Annotated in this window: 21 protein-coding genes; 9 read left to right on the top strand and 12 right to left on the bottom strand. The window is 61.1% G+C overall.

The annotated features are described in order from the left end of the window. Positions 1–11 precede the first annotated feature (11 nt). The 3 genes from murU to RBA41_RS21020 are packed head-to-tail and all read left to right on the top strand — an operon-like array spanning position 12 to position 3,219. Positions 12–734, top strand: a complete 723-nt coding sequence (murU, locus tag RBA41_RS21010; RefSeq protein WP_306626199.1) for an N-acetylmuramate alpha-1-phosphate uridylyltransferase MurU — start codon at positions 12–14, stop codon at positions 732–734. Next, positions 731–2,065 carry a Xaa-Pro aminopeptidase gene (gene pepP, locus RBA41_RS21015; protein WP_306626200.1) on the top strand — a complete coding sequence of 445 codons (1,335 nt, stop codon included), beginning with the start codon at positions 731–733 and terminating at the stop codon, positions 2,063–2,065. Before murU ends, pepP begins: the two co-directional genes overlap by 4 nt. Next, entirely contained in the window at positions 2,065–3,219 is a 1,155-nt protein-coding gene (locus RBA41_RS21020) for an FAD-dependent monooxygenase (protein ID WP_306626201.1), read from the top strand. The genes pepP and RBA41_RS21020 overlap by 1 nt, the downstream gene beginning before the upstream one ends. Positions 3,220–3,255: 36 nt before the next feature. Here RBA41_RS21020 and RBA41_RS21025 read toward each other — a convergent pair whose 3' ends face one another. After that, complete coding sequence (locus RBA41_RS21025) at positions 3,256–4,923, bottom strand: methyl-accepting chemotaxis protein (protein WP_306626202.1); 1,668 nt, start codon at positions 4,921–4,923, stop codon at positions 3,256–3,258. Between the two features lie 473 nt (positions 4,924–5,396). Beyond that, entirely contained in the window at positions 5,397–5,732 is a 336-nt protein-coding gene (locus RBA41_RS21030) for a hypothetical protein (RefSeq protein WP_306626203.1), read from the bottom strand. Between the two features lie 734 nt (positions 5,733–6,466). On the opposite strand from RBA41_RS21030, the gene RBA41_RS21035 reads away from it, so the two are divergent. The 5 genes from RBA41_RS21035 to RBA41_RS21055 all read left to right on the top strand — a co-directional run bounded on the left by RBA41_RS21035 (position 6,467) and on the right by RBA41_RS21055 (position 13,992). Further along, positions 6,467–7,027 carry a hypothetical protein gene (locus RBA41_RS21035; RefSeq protein ID WP_306626204.1) on the top strand — a complete coding sequence of 187 codons (561 nt, stop codon included), beginning with the start codon at positions 6,467–6,469 and terminating at the stop codon, positions 7,025–7,027. Then, the gene (locus RBA41_RS21040; RefSeq protein ID WP_306626205.1) at positions 7,027–10,263 is read left to right on the top strand and encodes a KfrB domain-containing protein; all 3,237 of its coding nucleotides are present in this window, start codon (positions 7,027–7,029) and stop codon (positions 10,261–10,263) included. Before RBA41_RS21035 ends, RBA41_RS21040 begins: the two co-directional genes overlap by 1 nt. A gap of 243 nt (positions 10,264–10,506) precedes the next feature. Next, on the top strand, positions 10,507–11,064 hold the full coding sequence (locus tag RBA41_RS21045; protein WP_306626206.1) for a hypothetical protein: 558 nt from the start codon (positions 10,507–10,509) through the stop codon (positions 11,062–11,064). Beyond that, positions 11,064–13,325, top strand: coding sequence for a KfrB domain-containing protein (locus RBA41_RS21050; RefSeq protein WP_306626207.1), 2,262 nt, complete (start codon positions 11,064–11,066; stop codon positions 13,323–13,325). Before RBA41_RS21045 ends, RBA41_RS21050 begins: the two co-directional genes overlap by 1 nt. Before the next feature lie 511 nt (positions 13,326–13,836). Next, complete coding sequence (locus tag RBA41_RS21055) at positions 13,837–13,992, top strand: hypothetical protein (RefSeq protein WP_306626208.1); 156 nt, start codon at positions 13,837–13,839, stop codon at positions 13,990–13,992. 30 nt (positions 13,993–14,022) lie between these two features. Here RBA41_RS21055 and tnpC read toward each other — a convergent pair whose 3' ends face one another. The 3 genes from tnpC to tnpA are packed head-to-tail and all read right to left on the bottom strand — an operon-like array spanning position 14,023 to position 16,254. Continuing rightward, the gene (gene tnpC / locus RBA41_RS21060; protein WP_306626209.1) at positions 14,023–15,564 is read right to left on the bottom strand and encodes an IS66 family transposase; all 1,542 of its coding nucleotides are present in this window, start codon (positions 15,562–15,564) and stop codon (positions 14,023–14,025) included. A gap of 55 nt (positions 15,565–15,619) precedes the next feature. Next, a complete protein-coding gene (gene tnpB / locus RBA41_RS21065) occupies positions 15,620–15,961 on the bottom strand; it encodes an IS66 family insertion sequence element accessory protein TnpB (protein WP_306626283.1) in 342 nt (113 codons plus the stop codon). Beyond that, positions 15,961–16,254 (bottom strand): IS66 family insertion sequence element accessory protein TnpA, encoded by a 294-nt coding sequence (tnpA, locus tag RBA41_RS21070; RefSeq protein WP_306626210.1) that lies wholly within the window; start codon positions 16,252–16,254, stop codon positions 15,961–15,963. Before tnpA ends, tnpB begins: the two co-directional genes overlap by 1 nt. A gap of 60 nt (positions 16,255–16,314) precedes the next feature. On the opposite strand from tnpA, the gene RBA41_RS21075 reads away from it, so the two are divergent. Next, on the top strand, positions 16,315–16,752 hold the full coding sequence (locus tag RBA41_RS21075; RefSeq protein WP_306626211.1) for a hypothetical protein: 438 nt from the start codon (positions 16,315–16,317) through the stop codon (positions 16,750–16,752). A gap of 306 nt (positions 16,753–17,058) precedes the next feature. On the opposite strand, the gene RBA41_RS21080 is transcribed toward RBA41_RS21075, so the two are convergent. The 7 genes from RBA41_RS21080 to virB10 form a co-directional block, all read right to left on the bottom strand. After that, entirely contained in the window at positions 17,059–17,694 is a 636-nt protein-coding gene (locus RBA41_RS21080; protein WP_306626212.1) for a TrbM/KikA/MpfK family conjugal transfer protein, read from the bottom strand. A 113-nt stretch (positions 17,695–17,807) separates the two neighbouring features. After that, the gene (locus RBA41_RS21085) at positions 17,808–18,653 is read right to left on the bottom strand and encodes an LPD7 domain-containing protein (protein ID WP_306626213.1); all 846 of its coding nucleotides are present in this window, start codon (positions 18,651–18,653) and stop codon (positions 17,808–17,810) included. Continuing rightward, the gene (locus RBA41_RS21090; protein ID WP_306626214.1) at positions 18,650–19,378 is read right to left on the bottom strand and encodes an OmpA family protein; all 729 of its coding nucleotides are present in this window, start codon (positions 19,376–19,378) and stop codon (positions 18,650–18,652) included. Before RBA41_RS21090 ends, RBA41_RS21085 begins: the two co-directional genes overlap by 4 nt. Positions 19,379–19,462: 84 nt before the next feature. After that, entirely contained in the window at positions 19,463–21,253 is a 1,791-nt protein-coding gene (locus tag RBA41_RS21095; protein ID WP_306626215.1) for a type IV secretory system conjugative DNA transfer family protein, read from the bottom strand. Then, on the bottom strand, positions 21,250–21,588 hold the full coding sequence (locus tag RBA41_RS21100; RefSeq protein ID WP_306626216.1) for a hypothetical protein: 339 nt from the start codon (positions 21,586–21,588) through the stop codon (positions 21,250–21,252). The genes RBA41_RS21095 and RBA41_RS21100 overlap by 4 nt, the downstream gene beginning before the upstream one ends. Before the next feature lie 9 nt (positions 21,589–21,597). Continuing rightward, positions 21,598–22,707 (bottom strand): P-type DNA transfer ATPase VirB11, encoded by a 1,110-nt coding sequence (gene virB11 / locus RBA41_RS21105; protein ID WP_306626217.1) that lies wholly within the window; start codon positions 22,705–22,707, stop codon positions 21,598–21,600. Continuing rightward, on the bottom strand, positions 22,688–24,076 hold the full coding sequence (gene virB10 / locus RBA41_RS21110; protein WP_306626218.1) for a type IV secretion system protein VirB10: 1,389 nt from the start codon (positions 24,074–24,076) through the stop codon (positions 22,688–22,690). The genes virB11 and virB10 overlap by 20 nt, the downstream gene beginning before the upstream one ends. Between the last annotated feature and the right edge of the window lie 7 nt (positions 24,077–24,083).

Consider the following 24,083-nt stretch of genomic DNA (forward strand, 5'->3'; position numbering starts at 1 on the left):
CGGAGCCCATCATGAAAGCCATGATCCTGGCCGCCGGCCGCGGCGAACGCATGCGGCCGTTGACCGACCATTGTCCCAAGCCGCTGCTCAAGGTGCGCGGCCGTCCGCTGATCGTCTGGCATATCCTGAACCTGGTGCGTGCCGGGATCACCGAGATCGTCATCAACCACGCGTACATGGGCGAGGCGATCGAGCGCGAGCTGGGCGACGGCGGCAGGTACGGCGCGCGCATCGCCTACTCGCCCGAAACGGTGGCGCTGGAGACCGCCGGCGGCATCGCCAACGCGCTGCACCTGCTGGGGGACGAACCGTTCCTGGTGCTGTCGGCCGACATCTACTGCCCCTACTTCGATTTTGCCCAGGTCACCGATGTGCTGATCGACGAAGACATGTGGGGCAATCCCTACCCGCCCGAGAAGCGCGACGCCTGCTGGATCTACCTGACGCCGAACCCCTTCCACAATCCGGAGGGCGACTTCGGCCTGACCATGTACCAGGTGGCCAACGACGGCGACACCAAGTGGAATTTCTCGAACATCGGCGTGTACCGGCCCGAGATGTTCAAGGCCATCGCACCGGGCACGCATGCGCGCCTGGGCACCCTGATCCGCCAGTACGCGCAGCTGGGCCAGGTGGGCGGCGAAATCTACGAAGGCGACTGGGTCAACGTCGGCACGGTGGCGCAGCTCGAAGAGCTCAACGCACCGCTGGGCGCACGCAAGGCCGCGCCATGAACAGCGCGCCCTTTGCAGCGCGGCGCGCGCGCCTGTGCGCGGCGATGCAGCCGGGCGCGGTGGCGATCCTGTCGACCGCACCGGAAGTGCAGCGCAACAGCGACACCGACTATCCCTACCGCCACGACAGCTATTTTTATTATCTGACCGGCTTCACGGAACCGGACAGCGTGCTGGTGCTGGTGGCCGCCCACGGTGCGACGGCGGCGCAGGCGATCCTGTTCTGCCGCCAGAAGAACGTCGAGCGCGAAATCTGGGACGGCTTTCGCCATGGCCCCGAGGGCGCGCGCGCCGCCTTCGGCTTCGATAGCGCCTTCCCGATCGAGGAGCTGGACGCCGAAATGGCCAGGCTGCTGGCCAACGCCCCGGCGGCGTATTACGCGCTCGGGCACAGCGCCGCGCTCGACATGCAAATGAAGAACTGGCTGCTGGCGGTACGGCGCCAGGCGCGCACCGGCATCACGGCGCCGGCGGTGGCGCACGACCTGCTGGCCATGCTCGACGAAATGCGGCTGTTCAAGGACGACGCCGAGCAAGCCGTGATGCTGCGCGCCGCGACCATTTCGGGCGTGGCGCATGCACGCGCCATGCTGGCGTCGAAACCGGGCATGTACGAATACGAGATCGAGGCGGAACTGCTGCACGAGTTCCGCCGCAGCGGCGCCCAGTATCCGGCCTACACGCCGATCGTGGCGTCGGGCGCGAATGCCTGCGTGCTGCACTACAACGCCAACAATACGCAAACGCGCGACGGCGACCTGGTGCTGATCGACGCCGGCTGTGAACTGGACAGCTACGCCGCCGACATTACCCGCACCTACCCCGTCAACGGCCGCTTCAGCGGGCCGCAGCGGGTGCTGTACGAGCTGGTTCTGGCCTCGCAGGACGCGGCGCTGGCGGTGGTGCGGCCGGGCCGGAAATACAGCGACATCCACGACGCCGCCACACGCGTGCTGGCGCAGGGCATGCTCGACCTGGGCCTGCTCGACAAACACAAATTCGGCAGCGTGGACGACGTCATCGCCGAGCGCGCGCACCAGCAGTTCTACATGCACGGCACCGGCCACTGGCTGGGGCTGGACGTGCACGACGCCGGCGCGTACCGCGACGTCACGGCCGAAGGCAAGCCATCGCGCCCGCTGCAGCCGGGCATGGTGCTGACGGTCGAACCGGGCATCTACGTGCGTCCGGCGGACGGCGTGCCGGAACAGTTCTGGCACATCGGCATCCGCATCGAAGACGACGTGCTGGTCACCCCAGGCGGACATGCCATCCTGAGCGCCGCGGCACCCAAGCTGGCGGACGATATCGAACAACTGATGCGAACCTGATGGACAACACACAAACAACGTTCGATGTGGCGATCTGCGGCGCCGGCCCGGTGGGCATGGCGCTGGCCGCCCTGCTGGCGCGGCGCGGCATGGCAAGCAGCAGCATTGGCCTGATCGACGCCAGGGCGCTGGGCGTGGCATTGAGCGACCCGCGCTCGATCGCGCTGTCGTACGGCAGCCGCCTGCTGCTGGAAGATATCGGCGCCTGGCCTCTGCTCGCCACCGCCACGGCCATCCACCAGGTCCATGTATCGCGCCGCGGCCATTTCGGGCGCAGCCTGATCGACCGCGGCGAGCATGGCGTGGAGGCGCTCGGTTATGTGGCGCGCTACGGCGACCTGGTGTCGGCCCTGGCGGCGGCGTGCGAGCGCGCCGGCGTGGTGGCGATTCGGCCGGTGCGCGTGGCCGGCCACACGGAGCATGCCGATGGCGTCGGGCTGACGCTCGACGACGGCCGCGAACTGACAGCGGCGGTGGTGGTACAGGCCGAGGGCGGCGTGTTCGGCGAGCAGGATGCCAGGTCGCGCACGCACGACTACCGGCAGACGGCGGTGATTGCGCGCGTCAGCGCCAGCGCGCCGGTTGCGCATCGCGCGTACGAACGCTTTACCGGCGAAGGGCCGCTGGCGCTGCTGCCGCAGGACGGCGCCGATGGCCATCAGTATGCGCTGGTGTGGTGCGTGCGGCCGGAACGCGCGCAGGCATTGCTGGCGCTCGATGACGCGGCCTTCCTGGCGCAGCTGGGCGAGGCTTTCGGGCAGCGCCTGGGACGGTTTACCGCAACGGGCGCGCGCGGTGCGTATCGGCTCGGGCTCAATGCCGAACCGGCTGCCACACGGCGCACGGTGGCGGTCGGGAATGCGGCGCAAACCTTGCATCCGGTGGCGGGACAGGGTTTGAATCTGGGGCTGCGCGACGCCGCTGTGCTGGCGCGGCTGCTGGCGCGCGAGGCCGGACCGGCGGCGCTGGCTGCGTTCGCGGGCGAACGGCAAACCGACCGCAAGCTGGTGGTGGAGCTGACCGACACGATGGCGCGCGCGTTCGCGCACGAGGGGCCGGGGCAGGCGCTGCTGGGATTGTCGCTTGGCTTGCTCGACACATTCAACCCGGCGAAGAATGTGCTGGGCGAATGGATGATGTTCGGACGGCGCTGATAACGCCATTCCTGCCAGTGGCAGGAATGGCGCGGCTTAAAACTCTTCCCAATCCTCGGCCGGCGCGGTGCTGGCCAACTGCTTTTTCACCGGCGCGCGAACCACCGGCTTCGGTGCAGTGCGCGCCGCCACATGCCTTGGCGCCGCTACCAGCGCGCTGCCGGCATTGAGCTTGAACACGCTGACCACGGCGGCCAGCTGGCGCGCCTGGTCCTGCATCGCTTCCGACGCCGCCGCCGCTTCTTCCACCAGCGCCGCGTTCTGCTGCGTCACCTGGTCCATCTGCGTGACAGCCTGGTTGATCTGCTCGATCCCCAGGGTCTGCTCCTGGGTGGCGGCCGCGATGTCGCCCATGATATCGGTCACCCGGCGGATGCTCTGGACGATATCGCCCATCGTGCTGCCCGCCTCGTTCACCAGCTTGCTGCCCGCCTCGACCTGCTCGACCGAGCTGCCGATCAGGCCCTTGATCTCCTTGGCCGCCTGCGCCGAGCGCTGCGCCAGGTTGCGCACCTCGCTCGCCACCACCGCAAACCCGCGTCCCTGCTCGCCCGCGCGCGCCGCTTCCACCGCCGCGTTCAGGGCCAGGATATTGGTCTGGAACGCGATCCCGTCGATCACGCCGATGATGTCGACGATCTTGTTGCTGGCCTCATTGATGCGGCCCATGGTATCGACCACGTTGCCGATCACGTTGCCGCCCTTGGTGGCCACCTGCGACGCCGTTTCGGCCAGGGTGCTGGCCTGGCGCGCGTTGTCGGCGCTCTGCTTGACGGTGGACGTGAGTTCTTCCATCGACGATGCGGTTTCCTCCAGCGAGCTGGCCTGCTCCTCGGTGCGGCTCGACAGATCCTGGTTGCCGGCCGCAATTTCGGACGAGGCGACTGAAATCGTATCGGTGCCCTGGCGGACCTGGCGCACCACGTCGACCAGGCTGTCGTTCATTTTTTGCAGCGCGGTAAGCAACTGGCCGATCTCGTCGTTCGATTCGATCTTGACGGTGTCGGTCAGATTGCCCCCGGCAATGCTGTTGGCAAAGCGCAGCGCTTCGGCGATCGAGCGCGAGATGCCGCGAATGAGGGCGGTGCCGGTCATCAGACCGAGGGCCGCGCTAAATACAATCAGGCCGATGGCCAGCGCGCGGGCCGTCTCGAACCGCGCCGTAGCTTCCTCATACTCGGCCTTGCCGACGCCGAGCTGGTACTTGATCAGCGCATTCATGTTGTCGCGCACGGGCTGGAAGGTCTGGGTCAGCGCACCGTTCACCAGGGCGACCGCGCCCGGCACGTCCTTGGCGCGGAACGTGGCCAGGGTCGGCTTGATCCCCTGCGTGACAAACGCTTCCCGGCTGGCCTCGAACTTGGAAGCGAGGATCTTTTCTTCGGGGGTCAGGTAGGTCAGCATGAACCTGCCCCACACCTCGGTGACGATCTTGACGCGCTGCTCGACCTCCTCGGCCACGGCGCCCAGAGTGGCCGGGTCGGCGCTGACCGCCTTCGACAGGGCGGTCTGGTTTTGCTGGATCTCGGTCAGCACTTCTGACAGCATGCCCACCGCTACCAGGCGGTCTTCGTACACCGTTTTGAGCGAGGCGTTGGTCACGCTCAGGTTGCGCAAGCCGAGCAGGCCAATCAGCAGGGAAATCACGCTGAGCACCACGATGACGAAAATGAGACGTGCCTTGATCGTCAGATTTTTAAACATGGTCGGTGACCTTTCAGCTAGCGGTTGCGGGAGCCGGATGCGCACGGCCGGGGGCGGCATGAAAGCCTGTCCTCCAAGAAATATACCGAAGTTGGGTAGTGAGTTAAATGGCGCATTATCAACATAGGTCAAATTCTGCGCGGCTTGTGTTTGTGATGCGACAAGCGCAGCGACAATGTTGTGTGCTGGTCTTTATTGATATCGCCATGCGTGCGGGCGGCAGTGGCCGAGCGGGCTGCAGTGGGCAGCCCGGCTTGGCTGCGTGACCGAGGGTGGAGCAAATGAGTGGGAAAGCGGGGAAGTAGATCGTCACGCCCGAGGAGGGGCAAGTGAGCGCAACGATCAATATCGGGCCGGTGCAAGAGCGCCGTCAGGCGGCGCTGATGCATCCCGATGGGTGTGGCATGGAGCGGCACTGGGCCGCGATCGGGTCAGCGCGCTCCTGGGACCCGGTTGTCGAGTCCCGTGTGCGATTATCGGTTGCCCGCGTTCTCCGGAGCATCTTTTGTCGGTGCCGCCGGCTCCTTGGACCCGCCACGCTCCCAGCTCTTTTTTGCTGGCGGTTTGAACACGAATGTATCCCCGGCGTTTTCGCCCCCTTCGGATTTGGCAGCCCGCTTGGCAGGCTTACCGTCCTTGGCCGGCGCCGCAGGCTTCTCGAGTACCATCTTCTTGTTCTTGTCAAATTTGAACGAGTCGCCGGCATTGTTAGTGGAATGCAAATTGCCGTTTCCATCGTCATGGGCGAAGCCGGTCAGGGCGAAGATCGACACAACAGAAGCCAGAAGGCACAGTTTTGATTTATTCATGGTGAAATTCCTCATTGGTTTTAATCTGCGCACGGGATGCGCCATCGTCCGAAAAAGCAGGCCCCAGACTGTGGGATCGCCACCGACTTCCTTGCGAATCACTGTGTTGCAACTTGAAGTCTTGCTGTGCACCTTACATCCATCCACATAATTCATGTAGATCACAAATGTAACAGGAAGTAAATCCAACACGGCTGGGCATTCTCCCGGCGCCCGTACCAGAACCGTGAATTTACACCCTGAACGACGCGCTTGTCAGCAAGACAGTCAATCGGCGCTGCCAAAATACACCGAATACTATCCAAAACACGCAATTTCCACGAGTTCGCCAAGTGTTGCAATCAGAATCAGAAGCGCCGGTGACAATGTCACAAAAAATGACTGCTCAATATGGAAGATTATTCAAACTATTTTTAACGCACGCTATATATTTGTCAACAATTGTTACAGAATCCAATTTATGTTTAAACAACGTGACATCCGCCGGGAGGCTTGTAACAATCGCCACCTGACGGCCCCTCACGGGCAGGGCCGATTGGCGGGAAACTCCCATTCACAGGCAAAAATAACAAAAAAAAATGTTGTTGCGCAAACACGCAAATTAGTACAAAATCAATACTTTATTATGTGCTGGATGTCATCTTTTTAGTTCTCCAGTGCAATGCCATCAGGCCCAGCTCCGCCATCATTGTGAACATATGGATGCAACTACCGGAAGCCCAAGGAGAAAACAATTGAGCATATCCGTTTTATTAGCTAAAAAAGCGCTGGGACCATTAATAGCTGTGTTTTTAATTTTACAAGGATGTACTCCGATGGCCAAAGACGACGTATTAAAATTTTCAACTCATGACATCGGGTTGGCTTGCTATGGTGGAGTAACCAATGCTTGGCTGCAGTATGCGGGAATGGTCAGCGAACTCTGCGACACAGAGGCTGGCAGGGACAAATTGCCAACTGACATTAACCGCGTTCCCGGATCGTTAGCGGGTTTTTATCAGGCCTTCGAGAGCCCGCTGGAAATGAAATGGCGTTCGCGCGACGGCACGGAACTGCGCCACACTGTTGACCTTAAGAAGGAAATTCCTGTCCCCCGTATCAAGTACGACCATCCGGAGCGCGTCTTCGATAAGGAACCGTTCCAGGGCGTTCCAACGGTCGTGGTCGAGTACGACGATCGGACTGTGAACGTCTATTTTGCCGCGACATTACAAGTACGCCCTCTTGATCCGGCTACCCGCCCATCCGTAGAGCATGTGGATGTCTTCACACTTGTTTATTCCCGGACGTTATAATGGACTTTTTTGGATATAATAATACTGCGAAAAATCCATCCAAGGATGGCGTCGACGTTACTGGCGTGAGCAACGCGCAAATGTCTCAATATGGCAAAGCTGAAAAGGAAATCAGCAAGCTGAAGGTACCCGAGATATATAACCGGGCCGATCCGCATTCGCGCGTGTTCGTCGCCATGTTCGATGGCACCGGCAATGACCTGAATAACCCGGCCAGAGGTATTACCAATATCGGCTTGCTGAAAAAGCAGATCGATACGCTTGCCCATGACAAATCCTCTATCGCTGGTCAGTACATAAGGGGGCCTGGCACACAAGAAGATGCCATTGAGAGAGTCCTCGACGGCGCCAAGGGTTTGACGTATCAAGCACGTCAGGAATTCATGTATCAGAAGTTCCAGCAGCAGTGCGAGAAATGGCTGAAGGAGGATCCGAACGCAAAAATCACCGTCATGTCCACAGGATTCAGCCGTGGCGCAGAGCAAGCCGCCGGGTTCACCCGGATGGTGCATGACCGCGGAATAGCCGGAGCAAAAGATCCTGACCATCCGGAGCGTAAAGTTCTTGCCTTGCGCCCGCCAGGTTCGATCGCCCAGGCAGTTGTCATGTACGACCCGGTAGCCAGTGGAGAACCAGAAAGACATGATCGCCGTCTGCCGCCCTCGGTCATCAGCGGAGTGCAGATCCGGGCCAACGACGAGCATCGTACGGACTTTGTGTCGACAACGAATATCAAACAGGGTCATTCGGCCGATGGCCGGTTTTTGGCATTCACTGTGCCAGGCGCGCACAGCGATGTTGGCGGCGGATATAAGCTGAGAGGGCTGTCGGATCGCAGTTTCAATCTGGCGACGGACTATCAAAACAGATTGCTCGGCGGGGACCTGATCCGCAAGCAGGTCGTTTCGAAAGATCCTACACACAGCGTCATCCACGATTCTACGCAGCATGAGCGGTTTTGGCGGAAATCGGACTCGCCTGTTCGCGAAAACGTCCCCATGGGCGAGCGAGCCGCTGCCAGTGCTACCCTGCAGGCGCAATACCCGGCCAAGGCGCAGCCTGCAGCCCCGGCACCGCAGGCGGCGGCCGCTGCACACAAGGAAGCGCCTCAGCCAGCCAAGGCTCAACCGGCGGCGCCGGCGGCGCACAAGGAAACGCCTCGCCCGGCCAAAGATCAGCATGCTGCGCCAGCGCCCGCAGCACACAAGGAAGCAGCCCCGGCCAAGGAGCAGCATGCGGCGGCAGCAGCGCACAAGGAAACACCTCGTCCGGCCAAAGATCAGCACGCTGCGCCAGCGCCCGCAGCACACAAGGAAGCACCTCACCCAGCCAAGGAGCAGCACGCGGCGGCAGCGCACAAGGAAACGCCTCGTCCGGCCAAAGATCAGCCCGCTGCACCAGCGCCCGCAGCACACAAGGAAGCACCGCAACCGGCCAAGGAGCAGCACGCCGCGCCGACACCGCACGCGGCGGCGGCCGCGCACAAGGAAGCACCTCAACCGGCCAAGGATCAGCACGCGCCTCCAGCACCGCAGACGGCGGCCACAGCGATCAAGGAAACATCTCATCCGGTCAAGGATCAGCACGCCGCGCCAGCACCGCAGGCAGTGTCGACAGCTCAAAACGTCGCTCCGCGCTCGGTCACGGAACAAGCTCCTGCCACGCCAGCACCGCAGGCAGTATCCGCAGCTCAAAACGTCGCTCCTCGCCCGGTCTCGGAACAAGCTCCCGCCGCGCCAGCGCCGCAGGCAGTGTCCGCAGCTCAAAACGTCGCTCCGCGCCCGGTCACGGAACAAGGTCCCGCCGCGCCAGCACCGCAGGCAATGGCCGCAGCTCAAAACGTCGCTCCGCGCCCGGTCACGGAACAAGCTCCCGCCGCGCCAGCACCGCAGGAAATGTCCGCAGCTCAAAACGTCGCACCTCGCCCGGTCACGGAACAAGCTCCCGCCGCACCAGCACCGCAGGCAGTGGCCGCGGCTCAAAACGTCGCTCCGCGCCCGGTCGCGGAACAAGCTCCCGCCGCGCCAGCACCGGAGCTGGATGGAAAAGCCGCGTTTGCCAAGCAACTCCAGGCAGCCGGGCTGGAACTGAAGGAGCCGCCGGTCATGGACGGCACACTGCAGCGCGTGGCCATCGCCGGCGGCGCTCCGGGCAACCGCGATGGCGCGTATGCCGGTCATCTCGACGGCCACCCTCACGGGCACATTACCAATTTTGCCAGCGGCGTCCAAACAAACTGGAGCCAGGACGGGATGACGTTGTCGGACAAGCAGCAAGGCCAGCTGACGGCGCACGCGCAAGATGCCCGGCAGCAGCGCGGCACCGAGCTTTCCGAGCAATACAATCAGGTCAGTGCCAAAATAGTCGAGAAACTCGATCGCTTGCCCGACCATCCGCCGGCGGAAGGCAACGCCTACATGGCGAGTAAGAAAATCGATGCGTACGGCGTCAAGTTCGAAGGCGACACGATGATTGTTCCGATGCGCGACATTAACGGCAAGGTGTGGTCGGCGCAGACGATCCAGCCCGGAGAGGATGGCGGATCGTCCTTTGAAAAAGGCAGCCGCAGGGTTGGCAACATGCACATCATCGGCGATATCAAGCCGGGTGCCGATGTGCTGGTGACAGAAAGTTACGCAAGTGGCGCCTCGCTGCACCAGGCCACTGGCAAGGCGGTCGTCGTGGCATTCGATGCGCGCAACATCGACCCCGTGGTCGAATCGGTGAAATCGCGCCATCCGACCAATGCCTTGTACATCATGGCGGATAATGACAAGCAATCCCAACAGAATGTCGGTGGCGAGAAGGCTACTGCGGCTGCGGAGAAGCACCAGGTCGGCATTGCTTTCCCGGAGTCCAAGTCGGGCAAGGTGGCCGACTTCAATGAACTGCATGTGCGCGAAGGGTTACCGGCAGTAAAAGCGCAGGTGGACAAGGCTGTGGACCGTTCAGTCGATCACAGCCGGGAACAGGCAACCAGTGTGGCTCACGCGCAACGCGGCGACAGCGCCGAAGTGAAGGCTGCCACGCCCGACGGCAAGCACACCGGACCTGTCATCGCCGTAACCAAGTATCACGCGATCCAGGCGGTGGGCGAAAAATCCTACATCGTGCATCAGCTGAGCGATCTGCCCAGCGTGCCGGTGCAAGACAAACCGCTCACGATCGCGTATCAGGACGGACGCGCGCAAATGACCGACAAGGCGCCCGAGAAAGTAGCCAGCCTGCAGCGTTAAGCCGGGGCCGGACTGCCAGGCAAGCACTGGTACCACGCGTCTGGCGTTGCGACGGCTTGCAACGCCAGACGAGCGCGAGAAACAATTATTTTGTTGCGAAAGCGCATAAATTCGTACAATATCGAGAGTCCCTTAAACGCTGGATCGAGTCCATTTTTCGGCTCTTCCAGCGCAACATCATCAGACAAGGCTTGCGATACATGCGAACAGTTTCGCAGATACCGAAGCTCAAGGAGCAAACCATTGAATATATCCGCTTTCTTAGCGAAAAAGGCGTTCGGACCACTATTTTTCGGGATTTTACTGTTACAAGGATGTGCTGCGATGGCCAAAGATGACGTACTGAAATTTTCAACTCATAACATTGGATTGACTTGCTATAGTGGAGTAACAAATGCCTGGTTGATGTACGCGGGCAAAATAAGCAAACTGTGCTTTACAGAGGTCGCCCGGGAGAAATTATCTACCGACGTCAACCGAGTCCCTGGTTCGACATCAGGATCCTATAAAGCGTTCACGGGGCCAATGGAAATGAAGTGGCGCTCGCGAGACGGCTCGGAATTGAGCCACACTGTCGATCTCATCAAGGAAGTTCCTGATCCGCGTATCAAGTACGACCATCCTGAGCGTGTCTACGCCAAACAACCGTTCTTCGGTGATCCGACGGTTGTTGTCGAGTACGATGATCGGACTGTGAATGTGTACATTGCAGCGACCTTGCAAGTTATTCCTGTCGATCCGGCTAATAAAAGTGTCGAGTATGTTGACACTTATTCCCTTGTCTATTCCAGGACTCTGTAATGACAATATTCGGATTAGTAAACCTACCTAAAGAGGGGTCGCCAGACGGTGTTGATGTCGTTCCTGCGACGACCGAGCAACTGGGTCAATATGACAAAGCTGGAGCGAAAGCTCGCGAGTTGAAAGTGCCGGAACTGTACAATCAGGCGGACCCGAAAGCGCGCGTATTTGTCGCCATGTTCGACGGTACGGGCAATGATCTTCATAATGACAGGGAGCATATTACCAACATCGGGATGCTGAAAGACCAGGTCGATCAGCTTTCTTACAAAAACAAGTCGATCGGGGGGCACTATATAGAGGGGCCCGGTACCCAAGAACACTATATCCCGAGAACGATCGACGGCATCACCGGCGGCACGTATCAAGAGCGCATCGACAAGATGTTCGTGGAGTACCAGAAACAGGCTGCAATATGGCTGAAAGAGGATCCGGACTGTAAAATCAGTGTCCTGTCCACAGGATTCAGCCGTGGCGCGGAGCAAGCAGCCGGTTTTACCCGGCTGGTGCATGAGCGAGGAATACCCGCGCCGATAAATCGCGAGCACCCGGATATTCCTGATCCCCCTTTGCGTGCGCCAGGTACTATCCCCCAGGCGGTCATGCTATACGACCCGGTCGCTACGGGTGAACCAGGGAACAATGACCGTCGTCTGCCACCCTCGGTTGTCACGGGAATGCAGATTACTGTCAGCGATGAACATCGCACTGCCTTCGCGTCGACGTCTATTATCGGGCAGGGCTTATCCGACGATGGGCGGTTTGTCGCCGTTCCGGTGCCCGGCGCGCATAGCAATGGGGGTGGAGGATACTTGGCGAGGGGGCTGTCGGACCGCAGCTTCAATCTGGCGGTGGACTTTGAAAACAGGGTCTTGGGCGGGGACTTGCTCAAAAAGGTCGAGGTTTCCAACGACCCCAAGCAGAATGTCATCCATAAATCTGAACAGCACAAGTGGGTGTACAGGGCAGAGCCGGAGCGCAGGATAGTTGAACTGCCGGAGCGGGAGGCTGCCGACCCCATCCTGCGGGCCCAGTACCCTCCCAAGGATGCTCCCGTCGTCACGCCAGCCCCGGCAGCAGATCCAAAAGTCGAGTTCGGCAATAAGATTCAAGGGGCCGGTCTGGAGCTGAAAGAGGCGCCTGTCATGGACGGCACCCTGCAGCGCGTGCCGGTCGCCGGCGGTGCGCCGGGCAACCGCGATGGCGCGTATACCGGGCACCTCGACGGTCATCCTCATGGCCAGATCACCAATTTCGCCTCTGGTCATAAAGAAAACTGGAGCAAGGACGGGCTGCCGCTAACGGACAAGCAGCAAGGCCAGCTGACGGTAGACGCACAGAATGCCCGGCAGCAGCGTGGAGCCGAGCTTGCCGAGCAATACAATAACGTGGCTGCCAAGACCAGCGAGAAACTCGAGCGGCTGCCTGATACGCCTCCGGCGGGCGGCAATGCCTACCTGGCGAGCAAGCAGATCGATGGGCACGGCGTCAAGTTCGATGGCGACAAGGTGGTCGTTCCGCTGCGCGACATTGATGGCAAGATCTGGTCGGCACAGACCATCAGCCCCGGGGAAGATGGCGGCTCGACGTTTGAAAAAGGTGGGCGCAGAGTTGGCAACATGCACATCATCGGCGATATCAAGCCGGGTAGCGATGTGCTGGTGGCCGACGGGTACGCGAGCGCTGCCTCGCTGCACCAGGCCACCGGAAAACCGACGGTGGTCGCTTTCGATGCGCGCAACATGGACGCCGTGGTCGACTCCGTGAAATCGCACCATCCGACCAATCCTGTGCACATCATGGCAGACCATGCCGGTGTCGAAAAGGCTACCGCCGCGGCGGAGAAACACCAGGTCGGGATTGCCTTCCCCGAGTCCAAAACGGGGGCCAAGGTGGCCGACTTCAACGAACTGCATGTGCGCGAAGGCTTGCCGGCGGTAAAAGAGCAAGTCGACAAGGCGGTCGCCCGTTCGGTCGATCACAGCTTGGAACAGGCGACCAGCGCGGCTCGCGCGCAGCGCGGCGACGGCGCCGAAGTCAAGCCCGCGTCGCACGACAGCAAGCACACGGGACCTGTGACGGCCGTGACCAGCTATCACGCGGTCCAGGCGGTCGGCGAGAAGTCCTTTGTCGCGCACGAACTGCGTGATTTGCCGAGCGTGCCGGTTCAAAACAAACCGGTGACCATCGAGTATCAGGACGGGCGTGCACAAATGACCGACAAGGCGCCCGAGAGAGCCGCCGCTACTCAAGATCGTTAAGTCTGCGTCGGACTGCAGTACATGCGTCGTAACCGCAGACCTGGCGTTGCTAGCCATTAGCAACGCCAGGTCACCTCCGCCTCTCACAGCGGCGGGATCGCAAATCTTCCAACAGGATGCTTCCATCCCGCGCCCCTTTCATCACCTAAAATGCACAGCCGGACATGGCGTGCGCACGCGCCACCCGGAGGCGACACTGCCACCTGTGCAAAATTGCCATATGACTACTTCGGCAAGATGACTGATTGATCGAGATGCGACGCCAGCGGCCCTAGCGGCGCCTTCGGAAAAAACCGCCGGATGGGGCGAATCAAATGCGCCTGCGCCCCGCTTGGCAAGTCGAGGCAGAGCGAGCAAAAGAAAACACAAATATTCAATTGCGAAAGCATTTGAATTCGTACAAGATCAACATTCCGTTATAGGTGGAATAGAACTTGGTTTTTGACTCCTCCGGCGCGATGGCTATCAGACCAGGTTCCGCGCTCAATTACCGAAACCAGAGGAGGAAGAATTGAAAATCTCCGATTTTTTAGCGAAAAAAGCACTGGCGCCGCTATTTTCCGGAATTTTACTGTTACAAGGATGTGCTGCGGTCGCTAAAGATGACGTATTGAAATTTTCGACGCATAACGTCGGATTAACTTGTTATGGCGGCGTAACAAAGTAAGCGGCCAGCCCGTCCGCCTTCTACGATCGTTTAGATCTGTGTAGAGTTTGCGAACGGTAGCAGCGAGTCAATTTTGCTGTTGGGGCAGGTGGGAAGCTTTTCGAGGGTGTCGGCGAGCCAGCGTGCAGGATCGAGGCCGTCAAGCTTGGCGCTAGCGAACAGGCTCTGGATGGCGGCAGCGCGGCGTCCGGCTCGTTCGGAGCCGGCAAACAGCCAATTCTTTTTGCCAATGGCGATCGGGCGTATCGCGTTCTCGACCAGGTTATTGTCGATTGGGAGGCTGCCCGAGCTGGCATAGCGCTGCAGCGCAGGCCAGCGCTTGAGGGCATGCTCAATGGCCTTGGCCGTGCCGCTGCCAATGGCGACGTTACGCTGGGACGCCAGCAGCCAGCGATGCAGGTCGGCCAGGGCTGGGATGGCGTGCTGCTCACGCAATGTGCCCCGTTGTTGTGCGGTCATGCCGAGCGCTTGTTGCTCGATGGCGTATAGCTGTCCGATGCGCCGCAAAGCTTCGTCTGCCACTGGGCTACCGCTGGCAGCATGCAGGTCAAAGAACTTGCGCCGGATGTGGGCCAGGCAAGCGAGCTCGGTGAGGCCTGCCGTAAACAGCGCCTTGTAGCCGACATAGTCATCGACCATCAGATGGCCGCGCCAGTCCTGCAGGAAAGCACGGGCATGGGCCCCAGCGCGACTGGTCTGGTAATCGAAGACGACGATGCCCGGCCCGTCATCTAGCCCATTGGAGCGGTAGGCCCACAGATAGGCGTGCTTAGTCTTGCCACTGCCGGGATCGAGCTGGCGCACGGGTGTCTCGTCGGCATGCAGGCAACTTCGTTCCCTGAGCAATTCGGCCAGCCGGTCGGCCAGCGGCTGCAAGGCTACGCCGATACGCCCGATCCATTCGCCGAGCGTGGAGCGGGCCAGCGGCACGCCATCGCGCGCCGCAATCTGCTCGATGCGGTACAGCGGCAAGTGGTCAAGGTACTTGCACACCGCGATCCAGGCCAGCAGCCCGACAGCGGCCATGCCGCCGTCAATGACTGCTGGCGGAACCGGCGCTGCCGTCACCGTCTCGCAAGGACGGCACGCATACTGCGGGCGGATGTGGCGATGCACGAAGAAGCGCGCCGGTTCCACGTCGAGCTGTTCGCTGACGTCTTCGCCGATCTTGACCAGGTCGGCGCCACATTGGCCACACTGGCACGACTCGGGCTCATGACGGTGCTCGATGCGCTCCAGGTGCGTTGGCAGCGGCTGGCGCCCGGCGCGCTTGCGCTGCCGTTTCACAGGTGCCTGCGCTTCAAGTTCCTCGTCGATGGCTGCCAGATCCGTATCGACCGTTTCCTCGAACAGCAGGCGCTGTTCGCCGACGAGTGCTTCGCTGGCCTTGCCGAAGCGAACTCGCTTGTAGTAGGCCAGCTCGTGCGTCAGCGCGGTGATCTTGAAATCCTTCTCAGCGAGCACAGCATCGCGCTGCGCCAACTTAGCCTGCTGCTGCGCGAACAGCGCCTGCACTCGCGCCATGGCGGCAGGGGTGAGGTTCAGATCGGCAAGTTCGTTGAGCAGGTCCATGGCTCAGTAGTTTACAGAGCATGGACGATGTTTCCAAGCGAAACAGTTTACCTCCTCACAGTCGCCACTGCGCCGGCGCCGGTGCCGACAGGCGCTGCCAGTCCACGCCGGCCACCAGCCATTGCCATTGTTCGGCGCTCATCTGCCAGCACGCCTCGCCTGCCTGTGGCCAGACGAACTGGCCACGGTGCAAGCGGCGCAGGCACATCCAGACACCCGTGCCGTCCCAGCACACCAGTTTCAGGCGCGTGCGGCGGCGGTTGGCAAACACGTAGGCCGTGCCGTCGCAAGGCGGGCGACCCAGCGCCTGCTGCACGTGCAAGGACAGCCCATCGATCCCGGTGCGCATGTCCACCGCCGCCGTCGCCAGCCAGATCGCATCGGCTGACAGCTGCATCACAGGCCGCGCAGCAACTCGGCCAGCCAGCTGGCCGGCACTTCGCTCGGCAAGGCCAACGTCCAACCGCGCTCGCTGCGCAGGCTGATCGTGGCTACGGCGGGGACCATTGGCGCCAACCGCACCGGCAACAGCGCTGGCACAACCTGCGGTTTGGCCAACCGACGCACCCAATAGCCGACTTGGCGCACCGGGAAGCCTTGCTCCATCGCGTATGCCCGCTGCGACAGGCCGCTGCGCTGCCATTGCGTCACGCGTTCCTGCCACACCGTCTCTCGTTCTGAATTCGTCACCGTTACCCTCCTGAATTAATCGAAGGGATTAGTTTGGGCGGGACGATTGGAAAATCATAGGTGGGACGGCTGGGCGCTTACGTAACAAATGCTTGGTTGAAATATGCGGGTTTGATCAGCGAGCTTTGCGTAACCCAGGTCGCCCGGGAAAAACGGCCTTCCGACGTCAACCGCGTCCCTGGCGTTTTATCGGGTTTCTACAAGGCGTTCGCGGGACCGCTGGAGATGAAATGGCGCTCTCGAGACGGCACGCAGTTGAGCCACACCGTCGACCTCAACAAAGAAATTCCCGATCCCCATATCCAATACGACCATCCGGAGCGCGTCTTCGCCAAGGAACCGATTCTGGGTTTTCCAGCGCTCGTTGTCGAGTACGACGATCGGACAGTGAATGTGTACTTTGCCGCGACATTGCAAGTACGTCCCCTCGACCCGGCCAGCCGGCCGGCCGTCGAGCACGTCGATACCTACACACTTGTGTACTCCCGCACGTTGTAGCGGAAATTTGGGGATATGCCTCGCGGCGCCGGATTGCATGCGCTTCTCAACAACAGCTGTTTTGCAGCGCTACCGACCGGGAGATGCGGCCCATTTTTCGACCGGCAGCCTGGCGCATACCGGCCCCGGGCGCTCCCCCTCCCGACTTCGAATATTGCAGGAAACTGAGGATGTTGTGCCGGCGGAACACCGGGCAACTGGCTCGGTCCGCAGTTGCGGCCTATCCCTTCAGGCCGTGCGAGCTACCGCGGTCATGGCGACCGCGGCTCAAGTGCATAACTGTCAAAGGAATGTTGCCATCCCTTTTTAAGGCATGCTGGCGAGAATGGCTTGCAAGCGGTAGATTTCTTCGCGGCTGGCAATCGTGGGCAAGCGTTTGGCATCGTAGTCAGCCATTTCCGCTTTGCAGTATCCATCCTGAACACGGCCATTCAGTTGCACGCATGTCTCCACCACCGTCCGCGCAGCAACGCTCAGCACGGCTTGGGCGTCCCAGATTGGCATCAGCCTGGCGATCTCGGCTTTGATGGCTTCTTTCGTATCCGGGGTGTACACAACACCGGGCACCGTGCCCGGAACGCCCGGTGCCGGCACCGGCTCTTCGACCGGGTCCGGATACACCGGGGTCGAACTCTCGGCCAGCATTTCGGGACTAGGATTGTCGTCGCTGGAGGCTTGGCCACTATTCCTCGGGCACAATTTCAAGAAGTTGGTGCGCGCCTTGAGGGTGTCCTTGAATTTTTTCGCTCTGATATCGAAGTATTTCTTTATTGGCTCGAGGCATTCGCTGGGATTGTCGCCTTTGGCTTTGGCGAGGAGACAAAGGGTCATTTCACAAGCCAACTTGGCATCGGCGTTCAATTCTTGCGCCTGGGCAGGTGCGACGAAGCCGAAGCCGGCTGCTGCAAACGCGATCGAGGCATAGAGTTTTTTGTGCTGCATGTTGAATCTCCTTTCAGCTTCCGGCTGGAGCGGGGCGACAAGCCATTCATTTGCTCAAAACAAGCGGTGATTTATAATTCTTTACAGCTATCCGCAGCATAAACACGTGCAATTTAGCGTGAGCGATCAGCCGGTCGTGGGGCCTGGCGCTCCAACTGGGCGTCGGGATCGCGGTTAAACGATGTATCGCGTTGCGCCAATTCCACCTGGGTGCGCGATTCGGCGTCGCGGTCGTAACGGTTCACCACAGGATCGCCGCGCCGGGACTTTTCATCTTCCTTCTCGAGCTTTTGAAACAGATCGGTCATGAGCTTCATGGCCATCTCCATCGCCTTGTCCGAGTCGCCGCGTCCGCCCATGAGCGACTTGAGCGCATCCATGGCCAGTTGCTGTTTGGCGGTCAGCTCGCGCTGCTCTTCAGCGCGGGCGGCGACCTTGGCCGGAGTGTCCACCGCATCGCGGTCGGCTGCCACCCAGCCGGGCGCACCCTCGGCGCGGCTGCCGCGTTCGCCCGCCTCGGGGGCACCCGGCGCCCGCTCCTTGCTGGCGCGTTCCTGACGTTCCTGGCGCTCCTGCAACAAGGCCATGTCCACATCGGTCGGCTTGTAGCCTGCGACCGGCACGTCGCGCGCGGCGGCCTCGAGCCATACGCCGCGCTTGAACTCGTCGGCGCCCGAGACCGTGATCGTCTTCCAATCCTTCTCGACCGCCATGTCGACCATCGCGCGCGCTACCGCCACATCGTTATTCTTGGTAGCCAGGCGCGCACCCGTGTCTTCGAACGCCACAGTGTCTTGCTTGTCGCGGTAATAAAACTGCTTGTCGCGCTGGACGAATTCGCCGCGCGAGTCATCGGCGCCGCGCGCTGCGCCCTGCCGTTCCGATGGAACAGCCTCACCCCGGTCCGACCCGGCGGGCCTGGCCGGTGGGCGGTTTGCACCTTCGGTCATTTCATTCATTGCGCCGCTCCGATCGCCAGCGGGGCTTGAACGGCAAACGCGGTGGTGTCCAGATCGACCGTTTCGATCTCAACACGGCGGTTCTGCGCCCTGCCCGCTTCGGTATCGTTCGCTACCAGGAAACCGCCCGCGGCCTGGTAACTAATTTGAATCTTGGTGGCAGGAATGCCGCTTTCGATCAAAAACGCGCGCGCCTTCACGGCGCGGCCCATCGCCACCCGGCGGTTGGCATCATCCTCCATGGCCGAATCGGTGCGCCCACGGATCACGATGCGCGAGCTGCTGCGGGCGGCCTTGAGCAAGGATTCCTGAAACCCGGCAGTTGGACTGAAGGCGGATTTGCCATAGCGGTGGGCCATACGGAAGACAATCGCCTGCTTGCGCACATCGACGGATTCGGCATTCGTGATTTCAATGGCCGGTACCGTGCCTTGTTGGGATACCGGCCGCGCTTTTGGGGGGCCATTTTGCGCATCGGCCTGCATCGCCATCATGTAAAACTTGAGCTCGGCGAGCTGGCGGTTGAGCGCTTCCACCTGCCGTGCCAGCGCAATCCTTTCCTTGCGGTCGACCGATTCCTCGGCCACGCGCGCGCGGTATTCGTCGATCTTGACCTGGCTGTTGATCGGCTTGCGGTCCCAGCCGCTAGGCATGGCCGGATGAGGTACGGAACTGCAGGCGCCCAGCGCGGTCATAGCGGCCAGTGCGATGATTGTTTTGTACATATCGGATTTTCCTTTGTGCATTATTGGTCAAGCAACGAAGTACAGTGATGCCAACCGCCATCCAAGGCGGCATGGCTGGCAGCGTTACGTCTCGTCATTGTCGGCCCCAGCCATGGCAGGCAGCGCCGCCGCGGCATCGTCGCCTTTTTCGATCCACCCGCCTGCCGCCTCGGTAACGGGCACGGCCGGCGTTGGCGCCGGCTCCTCGTACGCATCCTCATCTCCCCACTCGAGTTCCGACATGAACGCATCGACCAGCGCCTCAACCTGCTTGGGGGCGGGGTCCTTCTGATTGTCGATCGTGGGCAGGGCCGCGACATCGATGGCCAACGTCGCGGGATCGATCGGCTCGCCTTCTTCGAGCGGGCGCATACGGCCTTCCATCTTTGCCTTGTACAAATCGACGTCCAGGAAGGGAACCGCCGAGCTCATTTCCCTGCGAATAAACGCGACTTCCTTGAGCTGTGACGATGTGGGCAATACCTTCCCGATCGAATTGAGCCCCAGCTTGCGCGCATACGCGCGCCAGCCCACATGATCAAGCGCCGCGAGGGTCGGACTGACCGATTTCAGGCGGTCGATAAATACATGGTCGTTGAAATAGCGGGCCTTGTGGCAGCGGATCGGCTTGGTGTTTTCCATCAGGATGAATTCTTCATCCTGAGGCATTTCCTTCAATTCCTGCGGCAACATCAGCGCACGCCGGTTTTCCGACGTGTTCTCGCTCCTGGTCATGTTGCCGGCACCAAACCCGCCCGAATTGCTGTTCCCTTTCGAGACCGACTTTTCGGTAAAGTAACCGAGCATCTCGCTATAGTCGTTCGCATCTTTCTGCTCGCGCGGCGGATACATGATCTGCAAGCCATGGTTGGTGACCAGGGTACGCGTATCCTGTTCGCCGTACACGCCTTCGAGCTGGGCGATACTTTGCACGATCGTCAGCAGCCGCACGTTATAGCCCGCAATAAAGGAATTGGCCTTGGCGATGATGCCGACCTTGCCGATCGAGGTAAATTCGTCCAGCACGCACAGGCAGGCATAGCGCAGCGACGGATTATCCTCGGGCAGTTCCTTGGTGTTCAAATTGATCAGCTGCGAGAAAAACATATTGATCAGGAGCGACGCGTCCGCCAACTGGCTCGGCTGGATACCGATATAGATCGACATGCGTTGCTTGCGCACTGAATTGATATCGAAATCGGACGCGCTGGTGGCCGCGTCGACCATCGGGTTGGCGAAAATGAGCAGCGGCGCATTGAAGGTCGACAGAATGTTGCCGAGGGTATTTTCAGGCGCGGCCAGAAAGCGGCCGAAAGCGTCCAGGCATTCGTTGCTGAGCGGATTGCCGGCATCGGCGCGCTCCTTGATGATGCTTTCGCAGTACTCCTTGATCGGACGGCCGCGGCCGGACGATTGGCGGAACACTTCACCGAAGGTGCACGGCAATTCGGGCGACTCCATCAGGTACAGCACGAATGCCAGGAACAGATTGCGCGCGTTATCGTTCCAGAATTTGTCTTTCGGATCGCAATCGCTCGGATACAGGGACTGTCCGACCGACAGCACGTCGCCGATACGCGTGTTGCGATGGCGCGATACCGTGTCGAGCATGTTCCAGCGGTGCGTGATGCCATCTTCCGCGAACGGGGCGAACAGGTACACTTTTTGTCCGTTACGTTCACGGAACAGCGAGGTGAGCCTGTAGTTTTCCATCTTCAGGTCGAGCACGACGACCGAATCCTCGTAATTGAGCAAATTCGGGATCACGATCGCCACGCCCTTTCCCGAACGGGTCGGGGCCGCCACCAGCACGAATTGCTGGCCCGGGAAGATCAGATACTTGCCCTGATATTTTCCAACGATAACGCCGCTCATAACAGGCCTGCCTTTCTGATTTCGGCCGCCGTCGCCCAGCGTGCGTCGCCGTGCAGCGAACGGGTTGGGCCGCGCGAAGCCAGCATCACCACCAGCAGCGGCAGGACATACACAACGATGGCCGCGATGCCGGCGCCGGTGATGAGCCGCTTGCGCTGCACCGGATCGTCGCCGTAGGCTTCCCAGTAGCGCATCCAGGTATCGAGGGCGATATCGACCGGCATGGTTTTACTCACGGCGAAATACGCTGCGCCCGCGATATACTGGGCCGCAAAAAAACCGGCGACGACATACACGAGCACAATGGCGGCAATGAGGCCTTTTTTTCCGTTCATGGATTACCTTCAGGCGTGATGCAATTGCGCGGCGCCGAACTGGGTGGCCAGTTTGGCGACGGGGTCGAAAGAAATTTCCGAGATGTAGCGGTCCTTGCGCACCGGCTCGCCCTCGTCGTCGTAGATTTTCTCAACCTCGACGTGAATGATGATGTCGATCGTCAGCGCCACCAGGCGCTTGAGTGCGGCCGCGTCATAAATGGCCGCCTGCTCGTGTTCCTTGGACATGAACACATAGCGTTCGGTCGCCAGCGCGCACGACTCTGCGTGGAAGCTGGTGATCGAGCCGCTGTGGCCGGTCGTGAGCAGTTTCAGGAAGTCGAACGCTTCGCCGCCGCGCAGCTCGGCCAGCAGGACGCGGTCCGGCTTCATCCGCATGTTGCTGGCGATCAGATCGGCCGGCGTGATCTTGGCCGCTCCCTGCCCGCCCTTGGAATACAGAAGGTGGACCCGGTTGGCATGGTGCGGCAGAAACAGCTCGCGCACGTCTTCGATGGTGATGAGGCGCTCATCCTTCGGAATGTACTGGCAGACTGCCTTCATGAATGTGGTCTTGCCGGAACCGGTATCGCCCACCACGGCGATATTCTTCTTCGCCTTGACCGCCAGGCGCAGAAAGTCGCCGAGGCGGTTGTTTTCCAGATGCTCGATCAGCTTCAGGTCGACCTGCTTGAGGTCGCGCCGCCGGTCTTCCAGCTGGACCGGGCGCGGCCAGCGGTATTTGCCGAAGAATCCCTGCTGTTCATAGTCTTCGAAGGTCCGCGTGGAAAAATCCGGGATACGGATCGTCATCGAAACCGTGTCGCGTTCGACCGCGGGCGGGAAGATGATCTGAATCCGCTCGCCGCCGGGCAGCATCGCCGACAGCAGCGGCGCGCTGGGGCCGATATGCTGTTCGGTGTACGAGGCCACGGCGTGCGCGAGCGAGACGCATTGCTCGAACGTCAGCGAAGGGGCGTCATAGCGCTTCCAGATCGGGCCGGCCTCCACGAACACTTCGTGGGGGCGGTTGACCGCGATCTCGGTGGCGCCCGGAATCGACAGAAAGTCGACGAGGGGGCGGAACAACTCCCGCACCATCGCGTCATTGGCGAGAAGATCAATTGGCTCGAAGTGCATAAACGCTCCCGAAATCGACATCGCGTGCAACGAAGATCGAGGCCCTGTCGCCCTGGTTCTTGTACAGGGTCGGCTTGATGTTGATGGTGCTGTCCAGTACCTTCGAGGCGATGGTATTGCCGGTCTGGGTGGATTTTTCCATGATGGTCACGCCGCCCGCGGCGCCGTTGCTGGCCGTCGCTTTCGCCGTTTCAAAGGCGATCGCGTCCTGCACCAGCGACAACAGGAAAGCCGCGCCGATCCGTTCCATCCAGCGGTTTTCGATATAGCCTTCAATGCCGGAGGCGCCCAGTGCGTCCGAGGCCGGCGAGTTGATGTTGACCGTCACGCCGCGCGGGGTCTTGATTCGCGTCCAAAGGATAAAGAGGCGACGCTGCCCTTGCTGCAACACGGAGTTATACTCGCCCGTCGCTTCCGAACCGCGCTCGGCCAGCACCACGCGGCCATTGTCGCTGTAGACGTTGGACGAAAACACGCAGGTCGCCATGCCCGACACTTCGCTCACGACGCGAGTCGACAGATTGCAGTCGATCGTGCGCCCTTTCGGCAAGATCATGTTGCGGTCGCCAATCATGCCTGCGGTAACGTTCGGTGTCGGCGCCGGTTGCAGCAGGTTAGCGATCGGACCTTGCTGGCTTGCCGCGGCAACGTTGGCCGGCGGCACCGCCGCCGGTGGTGCACCCGACGGCGCCGCGGCGCCCGCGCCCGCCCCGCCACGCGAATTGGCCAGGATCGCCTTGACGAACGGATCTTCGGCCGACAACGGGTCGCTACCGCCGCCCATACCGGCCAGGCCGCTGCTGGGAGGGACAATAACGTCGCCCGCGAACCGGCTCGGACGCGGCGTGCCGCCCGGCTGCGCGGCACCAGGCTGGCCGGCGACACCGATCGGTGCCTCACCGGGCCGCAGCGCAAGCGCGGGAACAAGTATCTGGCCGTTTGCGCAGACCCGCATCGGCAGGCCGGATGGCGCCATCATGGGTTTGCTATCGGCACCTAGCAGAATCTGGCCGGGGCTATTGTCGGCACATCCCTGCCCCTGCCCCGGCAGCGGCGGCGGCAGGCGGATAGCCGCGCTTTTCCCGCCGTCGGCATCGGCAGGCACGAGCGGTGGATCGGTATCGAATTTGCGGCGCTGGCCTACGGCAGCCGGCTTATTCTCATTTTTGGAACTTTGTTGAGCCAGGTTCTCTTCGGTTTTTTGGGAAGCCCTGTACTTATTAAAAGAAATCAGGCCACCAATCACCAGCGCAGCGAGCAGCACCATGACAAAAATGACTTTGCCCATCAAGCCGCTGGAAGAACCGCCGCGGCTGTTCACCGACACGATCCCCCTCGACTCGGGGGGAGTGGGCGCGCTGTTGTTCAAGTCTCTA

The sequence above is a fragment of the Massilia scottii genome (assembly GCF_030846495.1).
Lineage (GTDB): Bacteria > Pseudomonadota > Gammaproteobacteria > Burkholderiales > Burkholderiaceae_D > Telluria_A > Telluria_A violaceinigra.

What these genes read in the sequence shown, in the direction of transcription:
- tnpB (WP_306626283.1), bottom strand. Translation starts at nt 15,961, where the DNA reads ATGCAGCTGTCAGCCGATGCGATCTGGCTGGCGACGGCGGCGGTGGAC.
- tnpC (WP_306626209.1), bottom strand. Translation starts at nt 15,564, where the DNA reads ATGGACCTGCTCAACGAACTTGCCGATCTGAACCTCACCCCTGCCGCC.
- RBA41_RS21100 (WP_306626216.1), bottom strand. Translation starts at nt 21,588, where the DNA reads ATGAACGGAAAAAAAGGCCTCATTGCCGCCATTGTGCTCGTGTATGTC.
- RBA41_RS21080 (WP_306626212.1), bottom strand. Translation starts at nt 17,694, where the DNA reads ATGCAGCACAAAAAACTCTATGCCTCGATCGCGTTTGCAGCAGCCGGC.
- RBA41_RS21095 (WP_306626215.1), bottom strand. Translation starts at nt 21,253, where the DNA reads ATGAGCGGCGTTATCGTTGGAAAATATCAGGGCAAGTATCTGATCTTC.
- RBA41_RS21040 (WP_306626205.1), top strand. Translation starts at nt 7,027, where the DNA reads ATGGACTTTTTTGGATATAATAATACTGCGAAAAATCCATCCAAGGAT.
- RBA41_RS21030 (WP_306626203.1), bottom strand. Translation starts at nt 5,732, where the DNA reads ATGAATAAATCAAAACTGTGCCTTCTGGCTTCTGTTGTGTCGATCTTC.
- RBA41_RS21085 (WP_306626213.1), bottom strand. Translation starts at nt 18,653, where the DNA reads ATGAATGAAATGACCGAAGGTGCAAACCGCCCACCGGCCAGGCCCGCC.
- pepP (WP_306626200.1), top strand. Translation starts at nt 731, where the DNA reads ATGAACAGCGCGCCCTTTGCAGCGCGGCGCGCGCGCCTGTGCGCGGCG.
- RBA41_RS21090 (WP_306626214.1), bottom strand. Translation starts at nt 19,378, where the DNA reads ATGTACAAAACAATCATCGCACTGGCCGCTATGACCGCGCTGGGCGCC.
- RBA41_RS21050 (WP_306626207.1), top strand. Translation starts at nt 11,064, where the DNA reads ATGACAATATTCGGATTAGTAAACCTACCTAAAGAGGGGTCGCCAGAC.
- RBA41_RS21025 (WP_306626202.1), bottom strand. Translation starts at nt 4,923, where the DNA reads ATGTTTAAAAATCTGACGATCAAGGCACGTCTCATTTTCGTCATCGTG.
- virB11 (WP_306626217.1), bottom strand. Translation starts at nt 22,707, where the DNA reads ATGCACTTCGAGCCAATTGATCTTCTCGCCAATGACGCGATGGTGCGG.
- murU (WP_306626199.1), top strand. Translation starts at nt 12, where the DNA reads ATGAAAGCCATGATCCTGGCCGCCGGCCGCGGCGAACGCATGCGGCCG.
- RBA41_RS21020 (WP_306626201.1), top strand. Translation starts at nt 2,065, where the DNA reads ATGGACAACACACAAACAACGTTCGATGTGGCGATCTGCGGCGCCGGC.